The 21,160-nt window shown below is 70.1% G+C and carries 17 protein-coding genes; 10 read left to right on the top strand and 7 right to left on the bottom strand.

Going from position 1 to position 21,160, the window contains the following annotated elements; genetic code table 11:
- Positions 1-348: 348 nt before the first annotated feature.
- On the bottom strand, positions 349-1,566 hold the full coding sequence (locus tag EUC46_RS03080) for a M48 family metallopeptidase (protein ID WP_421701128.1): 1,218 nt from the start codon (positions 1,564-1,566) through the stop codon (positions 349-351).
- A 239-nt stretch (positions 1,567-1,805) separates the two neighbouring features.
- On the opposite strand from EUC46_RS03080, the gene EUC46_RS03075 reads away from it, so the two are divergent.
- Positions 1,806-2,603 (top strand): peptidyl-tRNA hydrolase, encoded by a 798-nt coding sequence (locus EUC46_RS03075; protein ID WP_128772718.1) that lies wholly within the window; start codon positions 1,806-1,808, stop codon positions 2,601-2,603.
- A gap of 242 nt (positions 2,604-2,845) precedes the next feature.
- Here EUC46_RS03075 and EUC46_RS03070 read toward each other — a convergent pair whose 3' ends face one another.
- The 4 genes from EUC46_RS03070 to EUC46_RS03055 all read right to left on the bottom strand — a co-directional run bounded on the left by EUC46_RS03070 (position 2,846) and on the right by EUC46_RS03055 (position 7,310).
- Positions 2,846-3,391, bottom strand: coding sequence for a GtrA family protein (locus EUC46_RS03070; RefSeq protein ID WP_128772717.1), 546 nt, complete (start codon positions 3,389-3,391; stop codon positions 2,846-2,848).
- A 242-nt stretch (positions 3,392-3,633) separates the two neighbouring features.
- Positions 3,634-4,635 carry a LacI family DNA-binding transcriptional regulator gene (locus EUC46_RS03065; RefSeq protein ID WP_128772716.1) on the bottom strand — a complete coding sequence of 334 codons (1,002 nt, stop codon included), beginning with the start codon at positions 4,633-4,635 and terminating at the stop codon, positions 3,634-3,636.
- 220 nt (positions 4,636-4,855) lie between these two features.
- Entirely contained in the window at positions 4,856-6,175 is a 1,320-nt protein-coding gene (locus tag EUC46_RS03060) for an anaerobic C4-dicarboxylate transporter family protein (protein ID WP_128772715.1), read from the bottom strand.
- A gap of 190 nt (positions 6,176-6,365) precedes the next feature.
- Positions 6,366-7,310: a dihydrodipicolinate synthase family protein gene (locus tag EUC46_RS03055; protein ID WP_128772714.1), complete on the bottom strand. Its 945-nt coding sequence runs from the start codon at positions 7,308-7,310 to the stop codon at positions 6,366-6,368.
- A 172-nt stretch (positions 7,311-7,482) separates the two neighbouring features.
- On the opposite strand from EUC46_RS03055, the gene EUC46_RS03050 reads away from it, so the two are divergent.
- Entirely contained in the window at positions 7,483-8,811 is a 1,329-nt protein-coding gene (locus EUC46_RS03050; RefSeq protein ID WP_128772713.1) for a M18 family aminopeptidase, read from the top strand.
- Between the two features lie 174 nt (positions 8,812-8,985).
- Here EUC46_RS03050 and EUC46_RS03045 read toward each other — a convergent pair whose 3' ends face one another.
- Entirely contained in the window at positions 8,986-10,083 is a 1,098-nt protein-coding gene (locus EUC46_RS03045) for an NADH:flavin oxidoreductase/NADH oxidase (RefSeq protein ID WP_128772712.1), read from the bottom strand.
- 210 nt (positions 10,084-10,293) lie between these two features.
- Here EUC46_RS03045 and EUC46_RS03040 point away from each other — a divergent pair, with 210 nt between their 5' ends.
- Positions 10,294-11,238 (top strand): patatin-like phospholipase family protein, encoded by a 945-nt coding sequence (locus EUC46_RS03040; protein ID WP_128772742.1) that lies wholly within the window; start codon positions 10,294-10,296, stop codon positions 11,236-11,238.
- A 160-nt stretch (positions 11,239-11,398) separates the two neighbouring features.
- Here EUC46_RS03040 and EUC46_RS03035 read toward each other — a convergent pair whose 3' ends face one another.
- Positions 11,399-11,881: an NUDIX domain-containing protein gene (locus tag EUC46_RS03035; RefSeq protein WP_128772741.1), complete on the bottom strand. Its 483-nt coding sequence runs from the start codon at positions 11,879-11,881 to the stop codon at positions 11,399-11,401.
- A 325-nt stretch (positions 11,882-12,206) separates the two neighbouring features.
- On the opposite strand from EUC46_RS03035, the gene EUC46_RS03030 reads away from it, so the two are divergent.
- From EUC46_RS03030 to EUC46_RS03000, 7 genes are all read left to right on the top strand, one after another.
- Positions 12,207-13,166 carry an alpha/beta fold hydrolase gene (locus EUC46_RS03030; RefSeq protein WP_128772711.1) on the top strand — a complete coding sequence of 320 codons (960 nt, stop codon included), beginning with the start codon at positions 12,207-12,209 and terminating at the stop codon, positions 13,164-13,166.
- Between the two features lie 104 nt (positions 13,167-13,270).
- Positions 13,271-13,843 carry a biotin transporter BioY gene (locus EUC46_RS03025; protein ID WP_128772710.1) on the top strand — a complete coding sequence of 191 codons (573 nt, stop codon included), beginning with the start codon at positions 13,271-13,273 and terminating at the stop codon, positions 13,841-13,843.
- A 292-nt stretch (positions 13,844-14,135) separates the two neighbouring features.
- Positions 14,136-15,269, top strand: coding sequence for an LLM class flavin-dependent oxidoreductase (locus EUC46_RS03020; protein ID WP_128772709.1), 1,134 nt, complete (start codon positions 14,136-14,138; stop codon positions 15,267-15,269).
- A 212-nt stretch (positions 15,270-15,481) separates the two neighbouring features.
- Complete coding sequence (locus EUC46_RS03015; protein ID WP_206645873.1) at positions 15,482-17,086, top strand: peptide ABC transporter substrate-binding protein; 1,605 nt, start codon at positions 15,482-15,484, stop codon at positions 17,084-17,086.
- Between the two features lie 91 nt (positions 17,087-17,177).
- Positions 17,178-18,104, top strand: coding sequence for an ABC transporter permease (locus EUC46_RS03010; RefSeq protein ID WP_128772708.1), 927 nt, complete (start codon positions 17,178-17,180; stop codon positions 18,102-18,104).
- Positions 18,097-19,077: an ABC transporter permease gene (locus EUC46_RS03005; RefSeq protein WP_128772707.1), complete on the top strand. Its 981-nt coding sequence runs from the start codon at positions 18,097-18,099 to the stop codon at positions 19,075-19,077. Before EUC46_RS03010 ends, EUC46_RS03005 begins: the two co-directional genes overlap by 8 nt.
- Positions 19,074-20,807: a dipeptide ABC transporter ATP-binding protein gene (locus EUC46_RS03000; RefSeq protein ID WP_128772706.1), complete on the top strand. Its 1,734-nt coding sequence runs from the start codon at positions 19,074-19,076 to the stop codon at positions 20,805-20,807. Before EUC46_RS03005 ends, EUC46_RS03000 begins: the two co-directional genes overlap by 4 nt.
- Positions 20,808-21,160 lie beyond the last annotated feature (353 nt).

The following is a 21,160-nucleotide window of genomic DNA, read 5'->3' as shown; positions in this document are numbered from 1 at the left end:
CATCAGCGATGGCATCACTGTGGGCCGACCCGGGGCCCACGGGGCGCCGCAGGTGAGTTGCGGCCTCGGCGCTCCAGGTGCGTGCGCGGCGGGCCGGCCTCGGACCGCTGGCTTTGTGCGGCAATGGGTAGCGCGTAATCGCCAGGAGCGCGCTGGCCCTGCACCAATGCCGATCGCGGCCGCCTCTCGTTCTTCGGCCAAGGACTGTTGACTGGAGAACGAGAGGCGGCCGCGATCGGCGTATTCGGCGTGCAGGTTAACTTCGGCGTGCGGATCGACACTGCTCGACTCGGCCGGCGGACCGACGTTAATGACTCACCGTGCCCGGGCGGGCCCTGCTCCTGGGGTTCAGGCTGGCGCGGAGGAGTCGGTGCCGGCGCCCGAGGGCGAGTGCCAGGGGTCGGGCTGGGCCGGGGGCGGCGAGACCGGCGCCGGGGTCGGGTCCGCCCAGCGCAGCTCGTCGCGCGGCACCTCGTAGCTGATCCCCGGGTAGCGTCCGAACTGCTCCTCGGAGGGGACCCGAGGCTTGCTGCTGTCCAGGTGCGCGAGGACCTGGGCGGGGGTCGGCCATGTTGCGGAGTGCTGCGACCCATGAGCCCCAGCCGGCGGGAACCAGGCCGCGCTCTCCTTGGGGCGCAGCATGATCCGGCCCGGTCGGTTCCGGTCGCGCAGGGCATGGGTCCGCCAGGTCGGCACCGGGTGGCTGGCCCCCCAAACAACCAGGTGCAGCCACAGGCCCTTCTCGCGGGCGGCGCGGTCGGCCAGCGCATGGGTATTGACCTGGGCGCCCAGGTACTTGCCCGCGGTGAGCAGGCCCATGACCCCGGCCACCCCCTGCGGGGCGGCGTCGTAACCGTAGTTGTCGGCGGTGTACTCCTGGGCCCGTGACAGGGCCGGGCCGAGCAGCGGGAGCTGGCGGGCCAGGAGGGTCAGCAGGAGCCGGAAGTAGGAGACGTGACCGGCGGCCAGGTGCCCCACTTCGTGGTTAATGACGAAGCGCAGGGCCTCGGGGTCCCGGGCCCGCCCGCCGATCTCGAATAGGTCGGAATACACCACCACGAAGCGGCGGAAGCCGTGACCGGAGGCGAAGGCGTTAATAGCGCCGTTGCCCAGCAGTACGTAGGCGTCGGGCACGCGCCGCAGCCCTTGGCGCTGCGCGGCCTCCACCACCATGCGGTACCCCTCGGGGAACTGGGTGGGACTCATCTGCACCGCGTTGGACCGCATATTGGCGTACATCATGGCCCTGACCACCCAGATAATGATGGGCATGAACGGCAGGAACAGGAGGGCCTGGACGGCGGTGGAGTCCGTGCTGAGGAAGTCCCGCACGTACGTGCCGACCCCAGTGTGCTCGGGGACCAGGGCGAGCCACGCCAGAGTTGCCGCCCACAGCCCATAGGCGATCGCGGTGATGACCGCGGACGCCCACACCAGTGGCCACTCCGCCGGGTGGCGCAGTTTTCGTTGACCGGCCACCCCATGGATGGTGGCGCCGTTGAGCAGGCGCGGCCTGGGGATCTCAGGGCCAGGGTTGTTCCCCTGGGCGCCGGGCAGGCCGGACACCTCGCAGCCACTGACCTCGTACGACCGGGTTGTTCCCCTGGGCGCCGGGCAGGCCGGCGGAGGTCGAAGGAGTCGTGTTCATGGCCGTAACTTATTGGGGTGCTGTTGGTCTTTTGCTCCTGCTGTCGAACGAGACGGGGCCAACGCTCTTCTCCTCGCCCAGGAGGAGAGGCCCGCTCAAGCGGGACGACGCCGCTTGGCGCCCCGACCCCGGACGCGCTGTTCCGTAGGCTCACCCCATGCCCGCTTCCGCCCCCCGCCCGGCCGCCCAGCGCCCCTCGCCGACCAGCGGCGGTGACCATGACACCCCCTGGGGCATGCAGATCGCCGTGCACTACTCCAAGACTGACCCGCCCAGGCGCGTCGACGTGGCCGAGGTCGTGGCCCGCGCCGTCGTCGGCCTGCTGGCCTCACCGCAGGCGGCACCCGGCGGCCCCTGGCATGAGGCGGTCTCCTACTGGCACGACGGGCGCATTCGCAAACTGGTGCGCCGAGCCCGCTCGGCGCGCTGGCGTGAACTCCATGAGCTCGACGGCGTGACCGTCACCCAGGAAACGCCGCATGGCTGGGGACCAGCGGCGGCCCGCGCCTTCGTGCCCGGACCGGTCCGACCCCTGCCCGCCGCCCTGGCCAAGACCCAGGTGGAGGGCACGGTCTTCCCCTCCGGTGCCGAGCTGCCACCGCCGCCGGCGGCCATTACGGCGCGCATTGCCCGCGACCCCAGTGCGGCCGGGGAGATCGCCCTGGGGGTGCACAGCCTCTCCCACGACGCCCTGGTGACTATTGAGGCCACCCCCGTACACGACATGAGCGCGGGCAAGCTTGCGGCCCAGGCGGCCCACGCCGCTCAACTGGCCTGGGAGAGCCCGCAGATGCCCACCGCGCTGCGCCGGGCGTGGGCCGCCGACGGCTTCCGGGTGCGGCTTGTGGTGCCGACCCACCGGCAGTGGGAGGCCGCAGTGCGGCCAGTGTCGGTGGTGGACGCCGGCTTCACTGAACTCGACGGGCCCACTGAGACTACTCGGGCCTTCTGGTAGACCGGGCCGGGCCCCGGTGCCTTCTTCGGGAAGCTCTGGAAGGCCGGCCCCGCCGGGCTCAACCGGGCAGCGGGGCCGGCGCTCGGGCAGTGGCCCCCGACTCTCAGGGGCGCTTCGACCTGGATCGCGCAACTTCTTCCGCCGAAGTCGGCGGCCCCCAACTCTCAGGGGCGCTTCAATGGAATGGTCAGGACCGCCGAGGCCCGGCGCTGCCGGCAAGCCCTCGCTCGGCGATCCCCCGCTCAGGGTTCCTCGGGCTCCGGGGCGCCGCGGAAGACCCATACGCGCATGAGCACGTACAGGTAGACGCCCTCGCAGCACGCCGAGAGGAAGCGCGCCAACTCGGCGTTCATCCCCGCCCAGTGCAGCAGGCTGGACAGGCCCACAATGAAAATCACGTACTGGCTGATGAGCCCGGCGAAGTAGCGCGAGCCCTGGGCCACCAGGTGCCCGTGGGACTGGAAGTTCAGCCAGCGGTTGAGCAGCAGGGAGTAGATGCCGGCAATGGCGTAGCCGACCGTGACGGCCAGCGGGTAGAACCAGTGCAGCTTCTCGTAGAAGACCCACAGGAAACTGATGTCAATAAGGAAGGCCGATCCGTTGATGAGCGCGTAGCCGAGGAAGGTGGCCGGCACGCGCGCCCTCACGGCGCGCGGCAGGATCCGGTGCACGCCACTAATGACACGGTGAAAGACAACGGGGGCGAGACGGGACCCACGGGCGGCGCGGCGAGGCTGCGTTCGCGGCAGTGGCTTCACCGCCACTGGTGCTACGCTCTGCGACGTCATATGTTGTCCTCTCCCTGTGGTGCCATCATGCACCTATAGGAGGAGTCTGTCGCGGTAGAAGCCGTAGGGCAAGACCTTAAGAATGAGACGTGCTCGGCTCCACACCCTCCTGAAGGAGGAGAATCCTCCTTCAGGAGGAGGCGGGCCGGGTCCGGGCCGGGTTCAGGACCCGTGCCCGCCCTAGGGGGCGAGCCAGGTCGAGCTCCTCAGCGGCGCCCTCGAACGACCGGCTCGCGCCCGTCTTAGGGGCGGGCCGTGGAGTGGCGAGGTATGAGCGTGGGCGTCGAACGCCGTTCAACGGCGGCGCCCTGAGGGGCGGGAGGGGTGGAGGACAGCAGGTCCAGGGCGTCGGCGGCGATCCGCTCGAAGGGCACCCGCACCGTGGTCAGTGGGACGGGAAGCTGGGCCGCCAGGGGCGTGTCGTTGTAGCCCACCACTGACAGGTCCTCGGGGACGCGGCGCCCCAGCTGGTGCGCCGCGGTGATGGCGCCCAGGGCGAGCTGGTCGTTGGCGGCGAACACGGCGGTGACATCGGGCTGCTCCCCCAGGAGCACCCCCGCCGTCTGGAGCCCCGCCTGGTAGTCGAAGCCGCAGTGGCGCACGACGCCGCCGGGCGCCTTCAAGCCCGCCTCTGAGACGGCCTGACGGAAGCCCGCCAGGCGCCTGGCGGCGGTGGAGGTGAAGTCCGGGCCGGGGAGGACGGCGACGCGCTCATGACCCAGGTCAATGAGGTGGCGAGTGGCCAGGTAGCCGCCCAGCTCGTCATCGCACACGGCCGCCGGGCTGTGCCCATCAGTGCGCAGCGCCAGCACGTGCGGTACGTGCTGGTTCCGCAGGCGGGTGGGCAAAGCGTCGTCGAGCCGGGCGGCGGCCAGCACCAGCCCGTCCACGCGCCGGGAGAGCAGGGACTCAGTGGCGTTGCTCTCCTCGGCCGGGTCATCGCCGCACACGGACACCAGGGCGAATAGGCCGCGGTGGGCGGCCTCGGTGTACAGGGCCTCGAAGAGCAGGGCCATGACCGTGTCCCTCAGGCGCGGCACCAGGACGCCGATTGTGGCGGTGTCACCGCGACGCAGTGCCGAGGCGGCGGCGTCGCGGCGGTAGCCGAGCTCGGCGGCGGCGACCCGCACCCGTTCGGCGGCCTGCGACCGGGAAGGGGGCAGGCGCTCGTCCAGGACGCGCGAAACCGTCGAGACCGAGACGCCCGCCGCGGCGGCGACGTCCTTAAGGGTGACGGTTCTCATTGCGGCCTCCTGACCTGCCCTCTGCGCGCGGCGTGCCCGCGGTCCCGGCCCGCGACGGCGTCGGGACCCCGAGGTCCGCCCCGGATCGGGAGGCGCTGGCGAACTGGCGGCGCCAGTGGACCGGCACCGTCATTCCGCGTGAGCGCGCTTGCGGACCGGTCGCATGCTATCGGCCTACAAGCGCGCCCCGAGAGTGCAGCACACCGGGTGCGGGCCTGGTTCAGACCACGATCGCCGACAGGGCGAAGCCGAAGACGACGCTCAGGGTCGTGGCCGTCAGGCCCGGGATGAGGAAGGGGTGGTCGAAGAAACGGCGCCCCAGACGGGTTGACCCGGTGTCATCGAGGTCCACCGCCGCCAGCAGGGTGGGATAGGTCGGCAGGATAAACAGGGACGAGGTGGCCGGGAAGCAGGCCACCACGGTGGCGGGGGCGACGCCAATGGCCAATGCCGTGGGGAAGAGCGCCTTGGTGGAGGCGGCCTGGGAGTACAGCAGGGAGGAGGCCACGACGACGATAATGGCGAAGAGCCAGGGGCGCCCGGAGATGGTGTCGCCCAGGTGGGTCTGGATCCACTCCTGGTGGTTGGACATGAAGGTGGTGCCCAGCCAGGCCACGCCCAGGATGCAGGCGCAGGCGTTCATGCCCGTGCGGAAGATCGAGGAGGAGGGGATCTCCTTGGGGCTGGTTCGGCACAGCACCAGGATCATGCCGGCCGCCGCCAGCATGACGGCGATCCGGCACTGACCCGCATCCATGACCGGGTTGGCGATAATGCCGATCTTCTCCGAGATGAGGATGGAGTAGGTCAGGACCACCACCAGGGCGGTGACGAAGATGAGGACCGAGAGTTTTGCGCCCGGGCGCAGCCGGCGCACCTCCCGCTTGGGGGCGGCGACCTTGCCCTCGGCCAGGCGGCGCTGGTATTCGGGCACGTCCTCAAGGGTGTCGTTGCCGCGGGCCTTGTCCCAGAGCATGAAGATGACGGCGGTGACCATGGTGCCCAGGAAGGTCGCTGGAATGGAGACGAGGATGAGGTCGATGAAGGTCCAGCCGGTCTGCCTGTCCTCCAGTTGGGTGGACAAGAAGACCACCGCCGCCGAGATGGGTGAGGCGGTAATGCCCAGCAGGGAGCCGGCTACGGCGACCGACAGCGAGCGGGTGGGGCGAATGTTATTGTCCTTGGCGACCTCTACGATCACCGGCATGGTGGCGAAGGAGACCTGTCCGGTGGAGGCCATGAAGGTGAGCGTGTAGGTGACCAGGGGCGCCAGAATGGCCAAATAGGTGGGGTGGGCCCGCAGAAGACGGTCGGTGAGGTTGACCAGGTAGTCCAGGCCTCCGGCCGCCTGCATGGCCGAGGCGGCGTAGATGACCACCATAATGAACACAATGACCTGCATGGGCAGGTCTCCTGGTGTGGCGCCCAGAAGCGCCAGGGTGAGCACGCCGGCACCACCGGCGAAGGCGACGCCAATCCCGCCGATCTTCGCGCCGATAATGATGAAGGCGAGCATGACGAGGAAATGAATGAGAATCACGGCCGGGCTCCGTTGCGAGACGTGGGTGTGGTTTGTGGGCGGGGCTGATGGGGCGCCGTCGGGCCCTGGTGCGGGGCCCGACGGCGTTGGCCGGCCAGGGGATCCGGACCGGCCGGGTCATGCGCACTGGCCCAACTGGCCTAATGGCGCCGGCCGGCCGGAGGGCGGCTGATCAGGGGGCCTAGACCGCTCAGGAGGGGATCTGCGCGGCGCCAAGGCCCGCGCTGGCCAGTGCCGCGGCGATCTCCTCGTGGGCTCCCGCCGCCAGGGGGCGCAGCGGGGAGCGCACGGTGGCGGTTTCCAGGACCCCGCGGGCCACCAGCGCCTCCTTGAGGGCCACCGTGCCCTCCATGTGGGAGCCGCGGTGGTAGACGGCGCTGGTCACCGGCAGGAGCCGGTCGTGGACGGCCCGGGCGGCGTCGTAGTCGTGCGCCTGGCCGGCCTTGAGCAGTGCGATCAGGAGCTCGGGAGCGATATTGCCGTAGCCCACGAGCAGGCCGTCGACGTCGAAGATCGTGTGCAGCAGGTACTCGTCGTGGCAGCTCATAATGGTGAGTTCGGGGAAGGCCTGGCGCAGCACGGGGATCTCGGTGTCCCAGCGCTTCATATTGCGCACGCCATTCTTGGTGTAGTGCACGCCGGGCAGGGCGGCGATCTCAAGTTGGGTGTCCAAGTCGTAGGAGCACTTGGTGTTGTCCGGGTACTGGAAGAGGATTTCGTTGAGGCCGGTCTCCTCGTAGATGGCCCGGTAGCGGTCTTGCGGGGCCCCGGGCTGGAAGCCGAAGCGCAGCCAGCCGTGGGAGGGGTAGATGAGTCCGGCGGTGGCGCCCGCGTCGACGGCGCGCTGGGCCTCCTCAACGGCAACCTTGGTGCCCTCACCGGTGATGCCGGCGACTACGGGGACACGGCCGGCGGTGGAGGCGACGAAGGCCTCAATGACGGCAACCTGCTCGGACTGGGTGAGGAAGGTGCCTTCGCCGGCGTGGCCCAGGACTACCAGGGAGGTGACCTCGGGGAAGGTGCCCAGCCACGAGCCGAGGCGCTCAATGGCGGGGAAGTCGATCTGGCCGTCAGGGGTGAAGGGGGTGACGGGGGCGGGGTTGAGGCCGCGGAGATTGGGGACTGGGACGCTCATGGCGCGCTCGCTTTCTGGTCTGGTGTGAGCGGATAACCTACATGAGAACGTTTGCAGGAACGATTGCAAGTGTAGGTGGACGCACTCGACGAAGTCCATGGGTCTAAAGTCCTTACGCGTCGGCGGCGAGGGTGGCCGGGTGCGCAGTGGCCGACGGTGGAAGGATCGGCCCATGACCTCCGCCCCCTCCGCACCTCCTGCCGGCATGCCGGCGCTGCACAGCCCCGACGCCTACACCGACTCCCTCATTGACTTCATAACCGCTTCGCCGTCCTCCTACCACGCCGCCGCCCAGGTCTGCGCCCGCCTGGAGGCGGCCGGATTCACGCCGGTGAGGGAGACCGAACCCTGGGATGAGGCCCTGCCGCGCCGCGGCCTGGTCATCCGCGATGGCGCCGTGGCCGCCTGGGCCCTGCCCGCGCGCCCGGGCCGGAATGCCGCCTTCCGCATTATCGGCGCCCACACCGACTCCCCGGCCCTCAAACTCAAACCCGCCGCGGCCCTCACCCGCGCCGGATTCCAGCTCATCAACGCGGAGGTCTACGGCGGCCCCCTACTCAACTCGTTCCTGGACCGCGAGCTCGGCCTGGCCGGCCGACTCACCACCCGCGACGGGCGCACTGTCCTGGTGCGCACCGGCCCGATTGCCCGCGTCGCCCAAGTCGCCCCGCACCTGGACCGCAGCGTCAACGACTCCCTGCACCTCGACCCGCAGGCCCACCTGCTGCCCCTGTGGGCCCTGGCCGACGACGACGCCCCCAATGCGGTGGAGGCCCACCTGTGTGAGATCGCCGGGATCGAGCCCACTGAGCTCGCAGGGCACGACATTCTCACGTTCCCCACCGAGCCCCCCGCCCGCTTCGGGCGCGACCAGGAGTTCCTCGCCAGCGCCCGCCTGGACAATCTCTCCTCGGTCCACGCGGGGCTGGTGGCCCTGGAAGCGCTCGCGGGCGTTATGGCCGACCTGGAGGACCCGCTCCTGCTCATCGCCTTCGACCATGAGGAAGTCGGCTCCATGACCCGTTCCGGAGCAGCCGGCCCCCTCCTGGAAACCCTCCTGAAGCGCCTCGGCGCCGTCATGGGCGTTGAAGGCGACGCCGGCGCCGCAATGATCGCCCGCTCGACCTGTGTGAGCGCCGACGCCGGGCACAGCATCCACCCCAACTACCCGGGCCTGCACGACCCGGTGGTCCGGCCCCGCCTCAACGGCGGCCCGCTGCTCAAGATCAACGCCCGCCAGCGCTACGCCACCGACGCCCCGGGGGAGGCGCTGTGGAGGCGGGCCTGCGCAGTCGCGGGCGTGCCCCAGCAGGACTTCGTATCCAATAACGCCGTGCCCTGCGGCACCACCATTGGTCCCATTACGGCCGCGCGCCTGGGGATGACGACAGTGGACGTGGGGGTGCCACTACTGTCCATGCACTCCCAGCGTGAAATGTGCGGCGTCCAGGACGGGCCCTGGATGGCCCGGGCCCTGCGCGCCTACTGGTCGGGGAGCTGAGCAGGCCTCCGGCGCTGAGCAGGCCTCCGGCGCGGCCCCGCTGCGCCGGAGCCCACTGAGCTTGGAGCTCACGGATCCGCGCCCACGGATCCAGCAGGAACTCGGTTCAGAGCGGGCCCGCCCCGCCGCGGCCCCCCGCCCGCCGAAGCCCCTCAGCAACCTCTCAGTAACCCCTCAGTGCCAGGCGCCGCGCCAGTACTGGATGGGGAACCCGGCCTCATCCCAGGCGTTGACCCCCAGGTCGTGGGCCCAGCGCAAGGGCAGGTACGGGTCGCGCAATGCCGGGCGGCCCACAGCCACCGCGTCGGCCTGCCCACAGGCCAGCAGCTGTTCGGCCTGGGCAGCACTGGTAATGAGCCCGACGGCCACCACCAGCGCCTCCGTGCCCACCACCGCCCGGCGCACCTGCGCTGCGAACGGCACCTGGTAGCCCGGGCCCACCGGCACCTGGGCCGGCGCATTGCCGCCAGTGGATACATGCAGGACGTCGGCGCCGGCCTCGACCAGCAGTGGGGCGAGTTCAGCAGTGTCCTGGGCGGTGATGCCGCCCTCGACCCAGTCCGTGGCCGACAAACGGATTCCGATCACCGTCTCCGTGCCGACCGCCTCACGCACCGCGTGCACGACCTCCAAGGCGATCTGCCGCCGCCTGCTCGGGGAACCGCCGTAGGCGTCCTCGCGGTGGTTGGACAGGGGCGAGAGGAACTGGTGGATGAGATAGCCGTGAGCGCCATGAATCTCAATGAGCTCATAGCCCGCTGCCACCGCCCGGCGCGCCGCTGCCGCAAAGGCCTCCACGACATGGCGCACATCCTCAGTGGACAGGGCGCGCGGCACCGCGTGCCCCGGGTAGGCCACTGCGCTGGGTCCCACAACATCCCAACCCTCCAAGGTGCCCTGTCGAGCCATCGGATCATTGGGGCGCCACGGTGCGGTGCCGGCCTTGCGGCCGCCGTGCCCGAGCTGGACGCCGGCGACCGCACCACGGGCGCGCAGCGCCTCGGTTATCCGGCGATGCCCGGCGATATGGGAGTCGTCCCACAAGCCCAGGTCGTAGGGGGAGAGGCGACCCACCGGCTCAACCGCCGTGGCCTCAACCACAATGGTGCCGAAGCCCCCCTGGGCGCGGGTGGCGTAGTGCAGGACGTGCCAGTCGGTGGCCGCGCCGTCGGCGGCCTCGACGCTGTACATGCACATGGGCGGCAGCCACAAGCGGTTGCGGGCACGGATGCCGCGCATGGTCATGGGCTCAAGAAGACGCAGGGTTCGCATGGCATGACGCTACGCCTCAGCGGCGGCCGATGTCAGGGCCCAGAGCGGCCGCCCGCCCGCGGATCAACGCGCCTTGGCGCGGATCGAGGAGCCCAAGGCCGCCCGGTGCCCGCCCGGCGGGCCAGGTGCCGCCGGCGGCCGCGCCGGGTCCGTCCGGCATTGGAAACGCCCCGGCCCTGGATGCTCAAGGGGAGTAGCGTGCCCGCCATCATGGCTTCCACGGACCACCTCACTCGCCCTGTCCCCTACGGTCACCCCAACCATGTGCCGGCGCCGATCACCCAGCATGTTGAGGATGTCGCCCTCGTCTTCGAGGGAGGCGGCATGCGCGGCACCTACACCGCGGCCCTGACAGCTGTCCTCCTGGAGGAGGGCCTGTCCTTTCCCTGGGTGGGCGGCATCTCGGCGGGCTGCACGAACACTGTCAATATGGTCTCGCGCGACACGTGGCGCGTGCGCTCCGCCTTTGTCGGCCTGGCCACCGACCCCGAGGCGGGGGGCTGGGGAAGCTTCATGCGCCGTCAGGGCTACTTCAACTCCGAGCACATCTACCACCACACGTCCCTGCCCGGGGAGGCCTTCCCCTTCGACTGGCCCACCTTCCACTCCTCGGACTCCACGGTGCGCATCGGTTCTTTCCGCTGCGATACCGGCGAGGAGGTCTACTGGGGCCTAGAGGACATGGCTGAGTTGGCGGACCTGCTGCCGCGCGCCCAGGCCTCCTCCTCCATGCCCCTGCTCATGCCCGTGGTGGACATTGACGGTGTCCCCTACCTCGATGGCGCATTGGGCCCCACCGGCGGGTTCGCCGTCGACGCCGCCCGGGCCGACGGCTACGAGAGAATGCTGGTGGTCTCCACCCGCCCCGCCGGCTACCGCAAGCCGCCCCAGCGCCTGCCGGCCGCCTACCGGGGCCTATTCCGCCGTTACCCGGCAGTCGCCGAGGGCATTGTGGCCCGCCCTGAGCGTTACAACGCGACCCTGGAGGATCTTGAAGAGCGCCACCGTGAGGGCGGTGTCTACCTCTACCGGCCCGAGCGCATGGACATTGCCAACGGTGAACTGCGCTACGACCGCCTGGTGTCCACCTATGAGGCCGGGCTGGTGCAGGCCCGCCGCGAACTGCCGAGGATCCTGCGCTTCCTGGGCCTCTAGCCGGACAGTCCCCTCACGCCCCGCGCTGCCCCTGCCCTGCCCCGGCTCGGCCCTCCTCCCCTCCAACGAAATCCTCACAGCACAACAGCCGTGGACGTTGTGCTGTGAGGATTTCGTTGGAGGGCTAGGTGGGGGGAGGGTGGGCGAGGGGGAGGGGCGGTCAGCGGGGCCCGGGGTTGAAGCCGAAGGCCTGGATCGTTGGGACCCTGGCGCCCCCATCCAGGGCGGCCGCCAGCTGGTCGAGCACCACCCGCTCGTGGGGCGGGACCGGCCCGGGCAGCGCATCGAGCCCGAACCACGCCATCTGGGCCGCCTTGCCCGGTTCCAGCACGCGCGGCTCACCGGACCAGGAGCGGGCGGTGAAGAAGAAGTCAATGCGCTGCTCCAGCGCCGCCCCACCCAGGTCGGCACTGCGGTGCATGGAGGTCAAAGGCTCAAGATGGTAGGGCGCCAGGAGGACGCCCGTCTCTTCGCGGGCCTCGCGCAGGGCGGTGGCCATGACGGACTCGGCGGGCTCGACGTGCCCGGCAATACCGCAGGCCCAGTAACCGTCCATATAACCGGTGTTCTGCCGCAGCTGTAGCAGCACCTGAGTGTTGGCCGCCGACTCGATCGCGCGGGCCGGGGCGGTGCCGGCCCCCATCGCACGACCGCCCGGCTGGGAGCGGCCGGGGCGGGGACCCGTGGCACTGACTCTTGGGGTGCAGCGGCTGGAGGCGCCGGCGTCCGGGACGCGGGCGCTGGAGGTGCTCGCGCGCGCCGTGCCGGTGGCCGATCTCCCGGCGCCCGGAGCACTCGTGGCCTCCTCAGTGCCCGGCCGGACGGGCTGGCGCCGCAGCAGAAAAACATAGGCGGCGGGCACCAGGGCGAAGGGGCGGCCAGGCATGGGCAGACCGTAACAGACCGCCGGGGTCCTGACGCACCCGGTAACCTAAGACGGTCTTACTGTCATCCCGGGGAGCACCACCATGCGCGCCCAGATCACGAGGCTCATCGCCACCGACTCCACGCCCCTGGCCGTGCGCGCCTGGCTGCCGGAGGGTGTTGCCGAACTCGGCGCCCCCGACCCGCAGGCGCCCAACCCGCGCGCGGTCATCCAGGTCGCCCACGGCATGAGCGAGCACTCGGGCCGCTACGCCCGCTTCGCTGCCGCCGCCACCCAAGCCGGCTACGCCGTCGTCGCCGACGACCACCGCGGCCACGGCCTGACCATTGCCGAGCCGAACGAGCGCGGCCACAGCCTGGACGCTGAGGGCTGGGACCAGCTCTTGGAGGACCAGCACACGGTGCTGCTGGCGATCAAGGCGACCTGGTCGCACTCCCCGGTCATTCTCATGGGCCATTCGTGGGGCTCCCTGCTGGCCCGCGGCTACGCCAGTCGCCATGGGGACGAGCTCGCCGGCCTGGTGTCCATGGGCACGGTGAGCGACCCGGGCGCCCCGGGGCGCGTCGGCCGACTCCTGGCCCGCACCGAGGTGCGCCTGCGCGGACCCCGCCACCCCTCGACACGCCTGGAGTCCTTCTCCTATGCGGGTTACAACAAGGCCTTCGCCCCGGCCCGCACTGACTTCGACTGGCTCAGCCGCGACCCCGACGAGGTCGACGCCTACATTGCCGACCCCCTGTGCGGCTTCACCTGCACCGCCGGCTTCTACCGGGATCTGATCACTGGCGTCATGGAGATCAGCAATCCCGAGGTCATTGCCCGCACACCGGCCGACCTCCCGGTCCTCTTCGTTTCCGGGGACGCCGATCCCGTGGGGGGCGCGGGCCGGGGCGTGCGCCAGATCGCTACCCGCTACCGGGCTTCCGGGGTGCACGAGGTCGGGCTCGTCCTCTACCCCGGAGCGCGTCATGAGCTGCTCAATGAGACCAACCGCGAGGAGGTGACCACCGCGCTGCTGCGGTGGATCGGCGCCCACGTGTGAGCTCACCCAACACGCTCCGTTTGGGTGAAAGGAACAAAGCCTCCTGGCGACGACCGGCGCAGATCGGGATGTACTGCCCGTCAACACCTGCCTAGGGTTGTTGCATGACCATGAAACAGGCTTCAACTTCCTCCTTGACCGCCGACGCCGCCCGGCCCCGGGAGGGAGTCGCCCGGCACCTGCGCACCATCGCCCGCGAGACCGGCCTGGTCGCCGCGGGGACCGCGGCCATTGCCCTGATCGGCCAGATCTCCCTGCCCCTGCCCTTTACGCCGGTGCCCGTGACCCTGGGGACCCTCGCCGTCCTGGGGGTGGGCGCTTTCCTCGGTTCGCGCCGCGCGGTGGCCTCCGCACTGCTGCTGGCGGCGCTGGCCGCTCTCGGGGCCCCGGTCCTGGCCGGGTGGGGCAGTGGGGTGACGGCCTCTTTCGGCTACGTGCTGGGCTACGCCCTGGTCGGGGCCATCGCTGGGCGGGCCACGGCGCCCGGCCGCGGCGTTCTGGCGCGCCTGGGTCTCATGCTGGCAGCCTCGGCCGCGGTCTACATCCCGGGCCTGCTGTGGCTCAAGGCCTTCACCGGCCTTGCCTGGAGCGCCACCCTGACCCTGGGCTTGGCGCCCTTCGTGGTCGGGGACCTCATCAAGTCCGGCGTCGCGGCCCTGGCCCCGACCCGGCGCTGACCGCACCACCCACTCCGGCGTCGCCCCAGCGCGGCGGCCCTGGCCCCGACCCGGCGCTGACCGCACCACCCACCCCGCCGTCGCCCCCTAGCGCGGCAGCCCGGGCTCCGGCCCGGCGCTGACCGCACCGCCCGCCCCGGCCCGGCGCCGAACGGCCACCCGTCCCGGCCCCTGGCTTGGGAGCCGCGCAGGCACAGGCGCCGGAGGCGTTCCAGGGGCGGCACAGGATTCTCCAGGACATTCGCCATCCAGGACCCTGAGAACGACGCCCCCGCGGTCGTATGGTGACTTTATGACTGTTTCTTTGTCCGTTCTGGACCTCGTTCCTGTTTCCTCTGGACGCAGCCGCGCGGACGCCTTGAGGGAGATGACGGCCCTCGCTCAGGCCGCCGACGACGCCGGCTATGAGCGCTACTGGCTTGCCGAGCACCATGGGGCCACCACCTACATGGCCTCGGCCACCACCGTGCTCATGGGGCAGGTACTGGCCGCCACTGCGCGAATGAGCGTGGCCAGCGGCGGCATTATGCTGCCCAACCACGCCCCCCTGGTTGTTGCCGAGCAGATCGGCACCCTGGCCACCCTCTACCCCGGGCGGGTGGACCTGGGTCTGGGGCGCGCCCCGGGAACGGACCCCCTGACCGCCGCGGCCCTGCGCCGCCGCAGCGCCGACCCGCACCAGTTCAGCGAGGAGGTTGTGGAGACCATCTCCTACCTCGCCCCAGCGCGACACGCCCTGGCCGCCGCCGTGCCCGGATCCCTGATCCCCGCCGGCACCGACCCCTCCGGGCGGGACGCGGCCGCACATGCCGATGAGACCGCCCGCGCGCGGGCCCTGCGGGCCGGGGAGTGCGGGCCCACGACCGGAGCCTTTCAGCCGGTGCGCGCCCTGCCGGGCGAGGGCACCGCCCCGCGCACCTGGGTCCTGGGCTCCTCGGTCAACGGCGCCAGGGTCGCCGGCAGCCTGGGCCTGCCCTTCGCCGTCGCCTCCCACTTCGCCCCCGCCCAGGCCGAGGCGGCCATTATGACCTACCGTTCCATGTTCAACCCCAAGGCCCCCACCTGCGCGGAGGGCCGCCCGCGCACCGCCGCCGCCGTCAATGTCATGGTGGCCCCCACGACCCGGGAGGCCCGCCGGCTCTTCACCACCGCCATGGCCGCCACCGCCCGCATCCTGGGCGGGTGCCCCGGTCCGCTGGACGCCCCCACCGACGATCCGGAGGCTTGGCGCCCGCTGGCCCAGGGCCGGGACCGGGCGGCGGAGGCGGCCATGGCCGTGTCCTTCGTGGGCACCGCCCAGGAGGTGGCGCCGCGGTTGCACGACCTCGCCCGGCGTTGGGAGCTCAATGAGATCATTGTGGTCACCCACGCCCACGACGCCGCCGCCAGGCGCCGCTCCTACGAGCTCCTCGCCGCGGCCTGGTGAGGGCAACCCGGTGAAGACCTGGTAAAGACAGTTGCGAACCGGAGGCCCGCAGAGCGGCAGGTAACGTGTGCATGTCGAGCGCATGCGGTACTGTGACCGCCGTCCATACGTAACGGTGCATGGAAATACACCGGTGTTCCGCCGGCCATGCCCCCGCTGGTGGACAAGATCGTTCTCCGGGCGTCAACGCCCCTTCCCGTGGGAGAGTTCCTATGAACAGCCTCATCATGTCCCGCCGGGCCTTCGGAGCCGGTGTTGTCTCTGCAGCCGCCCTGGCCGCGCTCGCCGCCTGCTCCTCGGACTCAACGGGAGGGGGTGCTGACGGCGTCGTCACCGCCCTGGGCACCGAGCCCCAGAACCCCCTTCTTCCCACCAACACCAACGAGGTCGGCGGCGGCCGCATTGTCGACCTGCTCTTCGCCGGCCTGTACTCCTACGCCGCCGACGGGTCCGTGGTCAACGAGGTCGCCAAGGACATCACCACCACGGACAACCAGACCTTCACCGTAACCCTCAACGAGGGGTGGACCTTCTCCGACGGCACCCCGGTGACCTCCGACTCCTTCATTAAGGCCTGGAACTACGGCGCCCTGCTGTCCAACGCCCAGCTATCGAGCTACTTCTTCGAGCCGATCCAGGGCTTCTCCTACGACGCCGACTCCGAGCTGACCGGCCTGAAGAAGGTCTCAGACACCGAGTTCACCATCACCCTGAACGCGCCCCAGTCCGACTTCCCGCTGAGCCTGGGCTACTCCGCCTTCTACCCGCTGCCCGAGTCCGCCTTCGCAGACATGGAGGCCTTCGGCGAGAACCCGGTCGGCAACGGCCCCTACGCCCTGTCGAAGTGGACCCACAACGAGCGGTGCGAGCTGGTCCCCAACGAGAAGTACACCGGTCCGCGCAAGGCCGCCAACAAGGGCGTGACCTTCGTGTTCTACACCGACAACGACGCCGCCTACGCCGACCTCCAGGCCGACGCCGTGGATGTCATTGACGCCATCCCCGACTCCGCCCTGTCCACCTTCAAGAACGACCTGGGTGAGCGCGCCGTTAACCAGCCCGGCGCCATCATCCAGTGCTTCGCCATTGACGTTAACTCCGAGCACTTCAAGATGGACGAGGAGGGGCGCCTGCGCCGCAAGGCCCTGTCACTGGCCATTAACCGCAAGGAGATCTGCGACACCATCTACTACTCCACCCGCACTCCCGCCTCGGACTTCACCTCCCCGGTCATTGACGGGTGGAGTGAGGACGTCGCCGGCAACGAGGTTCTGGTCTTCGACGAGGCCGCCGCCAAGCAGGCCTGGGCCGACGCCGACGCCATCAGCCCCTTCTCCGGCTCCTTCACCATCGCCTACAACTCCGACGGCCCGCACAAGACCTGGGTCGACGCCGTATGCAACTCCATTAAGAACGTGCTGGGCATTGAGGCCGCCGGCCAGGCCTACGCCACCTTCAAGGAACTGCGCACCGACATTACCGCCCACTCCCTCACCTCCGGCTTCCGCTCCGGATGGCAGGGCGACTACCCGTCAATGGGCAACTTCCTGGGGGCGGTTTACCGCACCGGCGCCGGCTCCAACGACGCCCAGTACTCCAATCCCGACTTCGACGCGCTCCTCGACCAGGCGGCCCAGACCACCGACCAGGCCCAGGCGACCGAGGTGTACAAGCAGGCCCAGACGGTCCTGTTCGCCGACCTGCCCGCAATCCCACTGTGGTACCAGAACGGCTTCGGCGGCTACTCCACCAAGGTCTCCGACGTGCAGTTCGGCTGGAACTCCACCCCGCTGTACTACGCCATCACCAAGGCCTGACACCCGTGGACCGGGGCCGGTGGCGCGCCGGCCCGGGGCTCGTGCGCCCCCGGCCCCTCCACAGCCTCAGCACCACCAGAAGGATCCCCTCATGCTCCGCTATGTCGGGCGCAGACTCCTCCAGGTCGTCCCCGTCTTCTTCGGCGCCACCTTCCTCATCTACGCCATGGTTTTCGCCATGCCAGGGGACCCGGTTGCGGCCTTGGGCGGGGAGCGCACCCTGCCACCGGCTGTCGTTGAGCAGCTGCGCGCCCAGTACCACCTCGACCAGCCGTTCCTCGTCCAGTACCTGCTCTACCTCAAGGGCATCCTCAAGGGCGACTTCGGCACCACCTTCTCCCATCAGCCGGTCACCGAGGTCATGGCCCAAGCCTTCCCGGTGACCATTAAGCTCGCCCTCATGGCCCTGGCCTTCGAGGCGGTCCTGGGCATTGCCGTGGGGACCCTGGCGGGCCTGCGCCGGGGAGGGGTCTTCGACGCCACCGTGCTCGTGATCTCCTTGACCGTGATCGCCGTGCCCACGTTCGTCACCGGCTTCGTCATGCAGTTCCTCATCGGCGTTAAGGCCGGCTGGCTGCCTGTGACCACCGGCCCCAACCCCGGGTTCCGTGAGCTGCTCATGCCCGCCATGGTGCTCTCGGCAGTGTCCTTTGCCTATGTTCTGCGCCTGACGCGCACGGAGGTGGGTGAGAACCTGGGCGCCGACCACGTGCGCACCGCCCGCGCCAAGGGCTTGAGCGGCACACGGGTGGTCACCCACCACGTCCTGCGCAATTCCCTCATCCCGGTGGTGACCTTCCTGGGCGCCGACCTGGGCGCGCTCATGGGCGGCGCCATTGTCACTGAGGGCATCTTCAACATTCACGGCGTGGGCGGGACCCTCTACAAGGCGATCACCCAGGGGCAGGGGGCCACCGTGGTCTCCTTCACCACTGTCCTCGTCCTCGTCTTCATCGTCTCCAACCTGCTCGTGGACTTGCTCTACGCAGCCCTCGACCCGAGGATCCGCTATGCCTGAGACCCCCACCGCCGCCGCGGACCCCGCGAAGCGCATCCCGCTGCCCGGCCAGGAGCGCTACGTCTCCGAGAGCGACGAGACCGGCCTGGGTGCCGTCGACGCGGTCTCCGACGAGTCCGCCCCCTCCTCCATGTGGGGGGAGGCCTGGAAGGTCCTGCGCCGGCAGCCCCTGTTCTGGGCGGCGTCCCTGCTCATTGTGGGCGCCGTGCTGCTGGCGCTGTTCCCCAACCTGTTCACCGGCACGGACCCCCGGCTCTGCCTACTGTCCGACTCCCTGGGGGCCGCCGCCCCCGACCACCCCTTCGGCTTCGACAAGCAGGGATGCGACATCTTCGCCCGCACCGTTTACGGGGCCCGCGCCTCGGTGAGCGTGGGCGTCCTCACCACCATTCTGGTGGTAGTGGTCGGCTCCCTGGTGGGGGCCATTGCCGGATACTTCGGGGGATGGTTCGACTCGCTGCTGTCGCGGGTGACGGACATCTTCTTTGCCATCCCCTTCATGCTGGCCGCCATTGTGGTGATGAGCATGTTCAAGTCCCAGCGCTCCATCCTCACCGTGGTTCTGGTCCTGGGAGTCTTCGGCTGGCCGCAGATCGCCCGCATTACCCGGGGCGCCGTCATGGAGGTTAAGAACGAGGAGTTCGTCACCGCCTCCATCGCCCTGGGGGCCGGCCGCTGGGCGACGCTGGCGCGCCACATCCTCCCCAACGCCGCGGCCCCGATCATTGTGACCGCCACCGTCTCCCTGGGGTCCTACATTGTCGCTGAGGCCACCATGTCCTTCCTGGGCATTGGGCTGCCCGATGGGACCGTCTCCTGGGGCGCCGACATTTCCACCGCCAAGGAGTCGTTTCGCGACGCCCCGCACATTCTGTTCTACCCGGCCGGGGCCCTGGCGCTGACGGTCCTGGGCTTCATTATGATGGGCGACGCCGTGCGCGACGCCCTGGACCCCAAGGCGAGGAAGCGATGAGCACCACCCCGACCGCCAGCGCCCCCGAGAGCGCGAACCCCGGGGCCGCCGACCCGGCCCCCCTGCTGCAGATCCGTGACCTGGAGGTCGCCTTCCGCTCCTCGACCGGCATGGTCCCCGCGGTCAGGGGCGCCAACCTGACCGTCTACCCCGGCCAGTCGGTGGCCGTCGTGGGGGAGTCCGGCTCGGGCAAGTCCACCCTCGCCCATGCCGTCATCGGCCTGCTGCCCGGCAGCGGGCGGATCACCGGTGGGCGGATCCTCTTCGAGGGCCGGGACATCACCAACCTGGATGACAAGGGGATGACCGCGCTGCGCGGCTCACGCATTGGCCTGGTCCCCCAGGACCCCATGAGCAACCTCAACCCGGTGTGGTCCATCGGCTACCAGGTCAAGGAGGCGCTGCGGGCCAACAATGTGGTCCGCGGCCGGCAGAGGCGCAAGCGGGTCGCCGAGCTTCTCACCGAGGCCGGCCTGCCGGACGCCGAGCACCGCGCCAAGCAGTACCCTCACGAGTTCTCCGGGGGCATGCGTCAGCGGGCCCTCATCGCCATTGGCATGGCGGCGCGCCCCAGCCTCCTCATCGCCGACGAGCCCACCAGCGCCCTGGACGTCACCGTTCAGCGCGTCATTCTGGATCACCTGCAGTCCCTGACCCATGAGAAGGGCACCGCCGTGCTCTTCATCACCCACGACCTGGGGCTGGCCGCTGAGCGCGCCGAGCACCTGGTGGTCATGCACCGTGGCCGAGTGGTGGAGTCCGGGCCCAGCCTGGAGATCCTTCAGGATCCCCGCCACCCCTACACCAAGCGACTGGTCAAGGCCGCACCCTCCCTGGCCTCCCACCGCATTGAGGACGCCCACGCCAAAGGGGTCAAGGTCTCCGAGGATGAACTCCTCGGCGCCGGGATGGGGGCGACCTCAACTGAGCCGGTCATTCGCGTCGAGAACCTGACGAAGGTCTTCGACGTGCGCGGCGCTAAGAGCCGGGCCAAGACCTTCAAGGCGGTCGACGACGTCTCCTTCACCCTGCGCGAGGGCACCACCCTGGCCCTGGTGGGGGAGTCCGGGTCGGGCAAGTCAACGGTGGCCAATATTGTCCTGAACCTCATTAACCCCACCGAGGGGAGGGTCTACCACCACGGCACCGACCTGTCGACGCTGGGCAAGAAGGAGCTCTTCGCGCTGCGCCGCCGCCTCCAGCCGGTGTTCCAGAACCCCTACGGGTCCTTGGACCCCATGCGCTCGGTGTTCAGCTCAGTGGAGGAGCCCCTGCGGGTGCACAAGGTGGGCACCCGCAAGGAGCGCGAGGCGCGGGTGGCCGAACTGCTCGACATGGTGGCCCTGCCCCGCTCCGCCATGCGCCGCTATCCCGGGGAGCTTTCCGGTGGCCAGCGCCAGCGCGTGGCCGTGGCCCGAGCCCTGGCGCTGCGCCCCGAGGTGGTGGTCCTCGATGAGGCCGTCTCCGCTCTGGACGTGCTGGTGCAGGCCCAGATCCTCACGCTGTTGTCCGACCTGCAATCCGAACTGGGGCTGAGCTACCTGTTCATTACCCACGACCTGGCTGTCGTGCGCCTGCTCGCGGACGACGTCGTGGTCATGGAGAAGGGGCGCGTGGTCGAGGCCGGCCCCAGTGACGAACTCTTCGCCAACCCGCGCCAGGAGTACACCCAGCGGCTCATTGCCGCCGTGCCCGGCGCCGGCATCGACCTTTACGGTGACGCCGCCTGAGTGCCGCTTGAGTACGGTGACGCCGCCTGAGGCATGGCCGGCGGGGCTCTTTGCGGGCGGCACCCCGGTGCCGCCCGCAAAGAGCCCCGCCGGCAAAGGGCCCCGCAGCCGCCGGTCGGACCGGTGGTGAACCACGGATTCCGGGCCCGGGTCCGAGGGGTGCCGGCAGGATGCGCCACGGGGCCGACCCGGTCGGGGCGGCCCCGTAGATCACAGGCGCATGTCGGCCATGTTTCCACTAGCGGGTATCGTGTTCTAAAACCGTCAACCGGGGCGTGGCCGCGTGCTGCACCGAGGCAGGCGGGATGTCCGCACCGGCCGCACATCCCCGACAACGTGATTGTCCGGTTATC

Origin of the sequence: Actinomyces oricola (assembly GCF_004104015.1) — a bacterium.
GTDB classification, from domain to species: Bacteria; Actinomycetota; Actinomycetes; order Actinomycetales; family Actinomycetaceae; genus Actinomyces; species Actinomyces oricola.
This window is presented reverse-complemented; position numbering and strand designations above follow the sequence as displayed.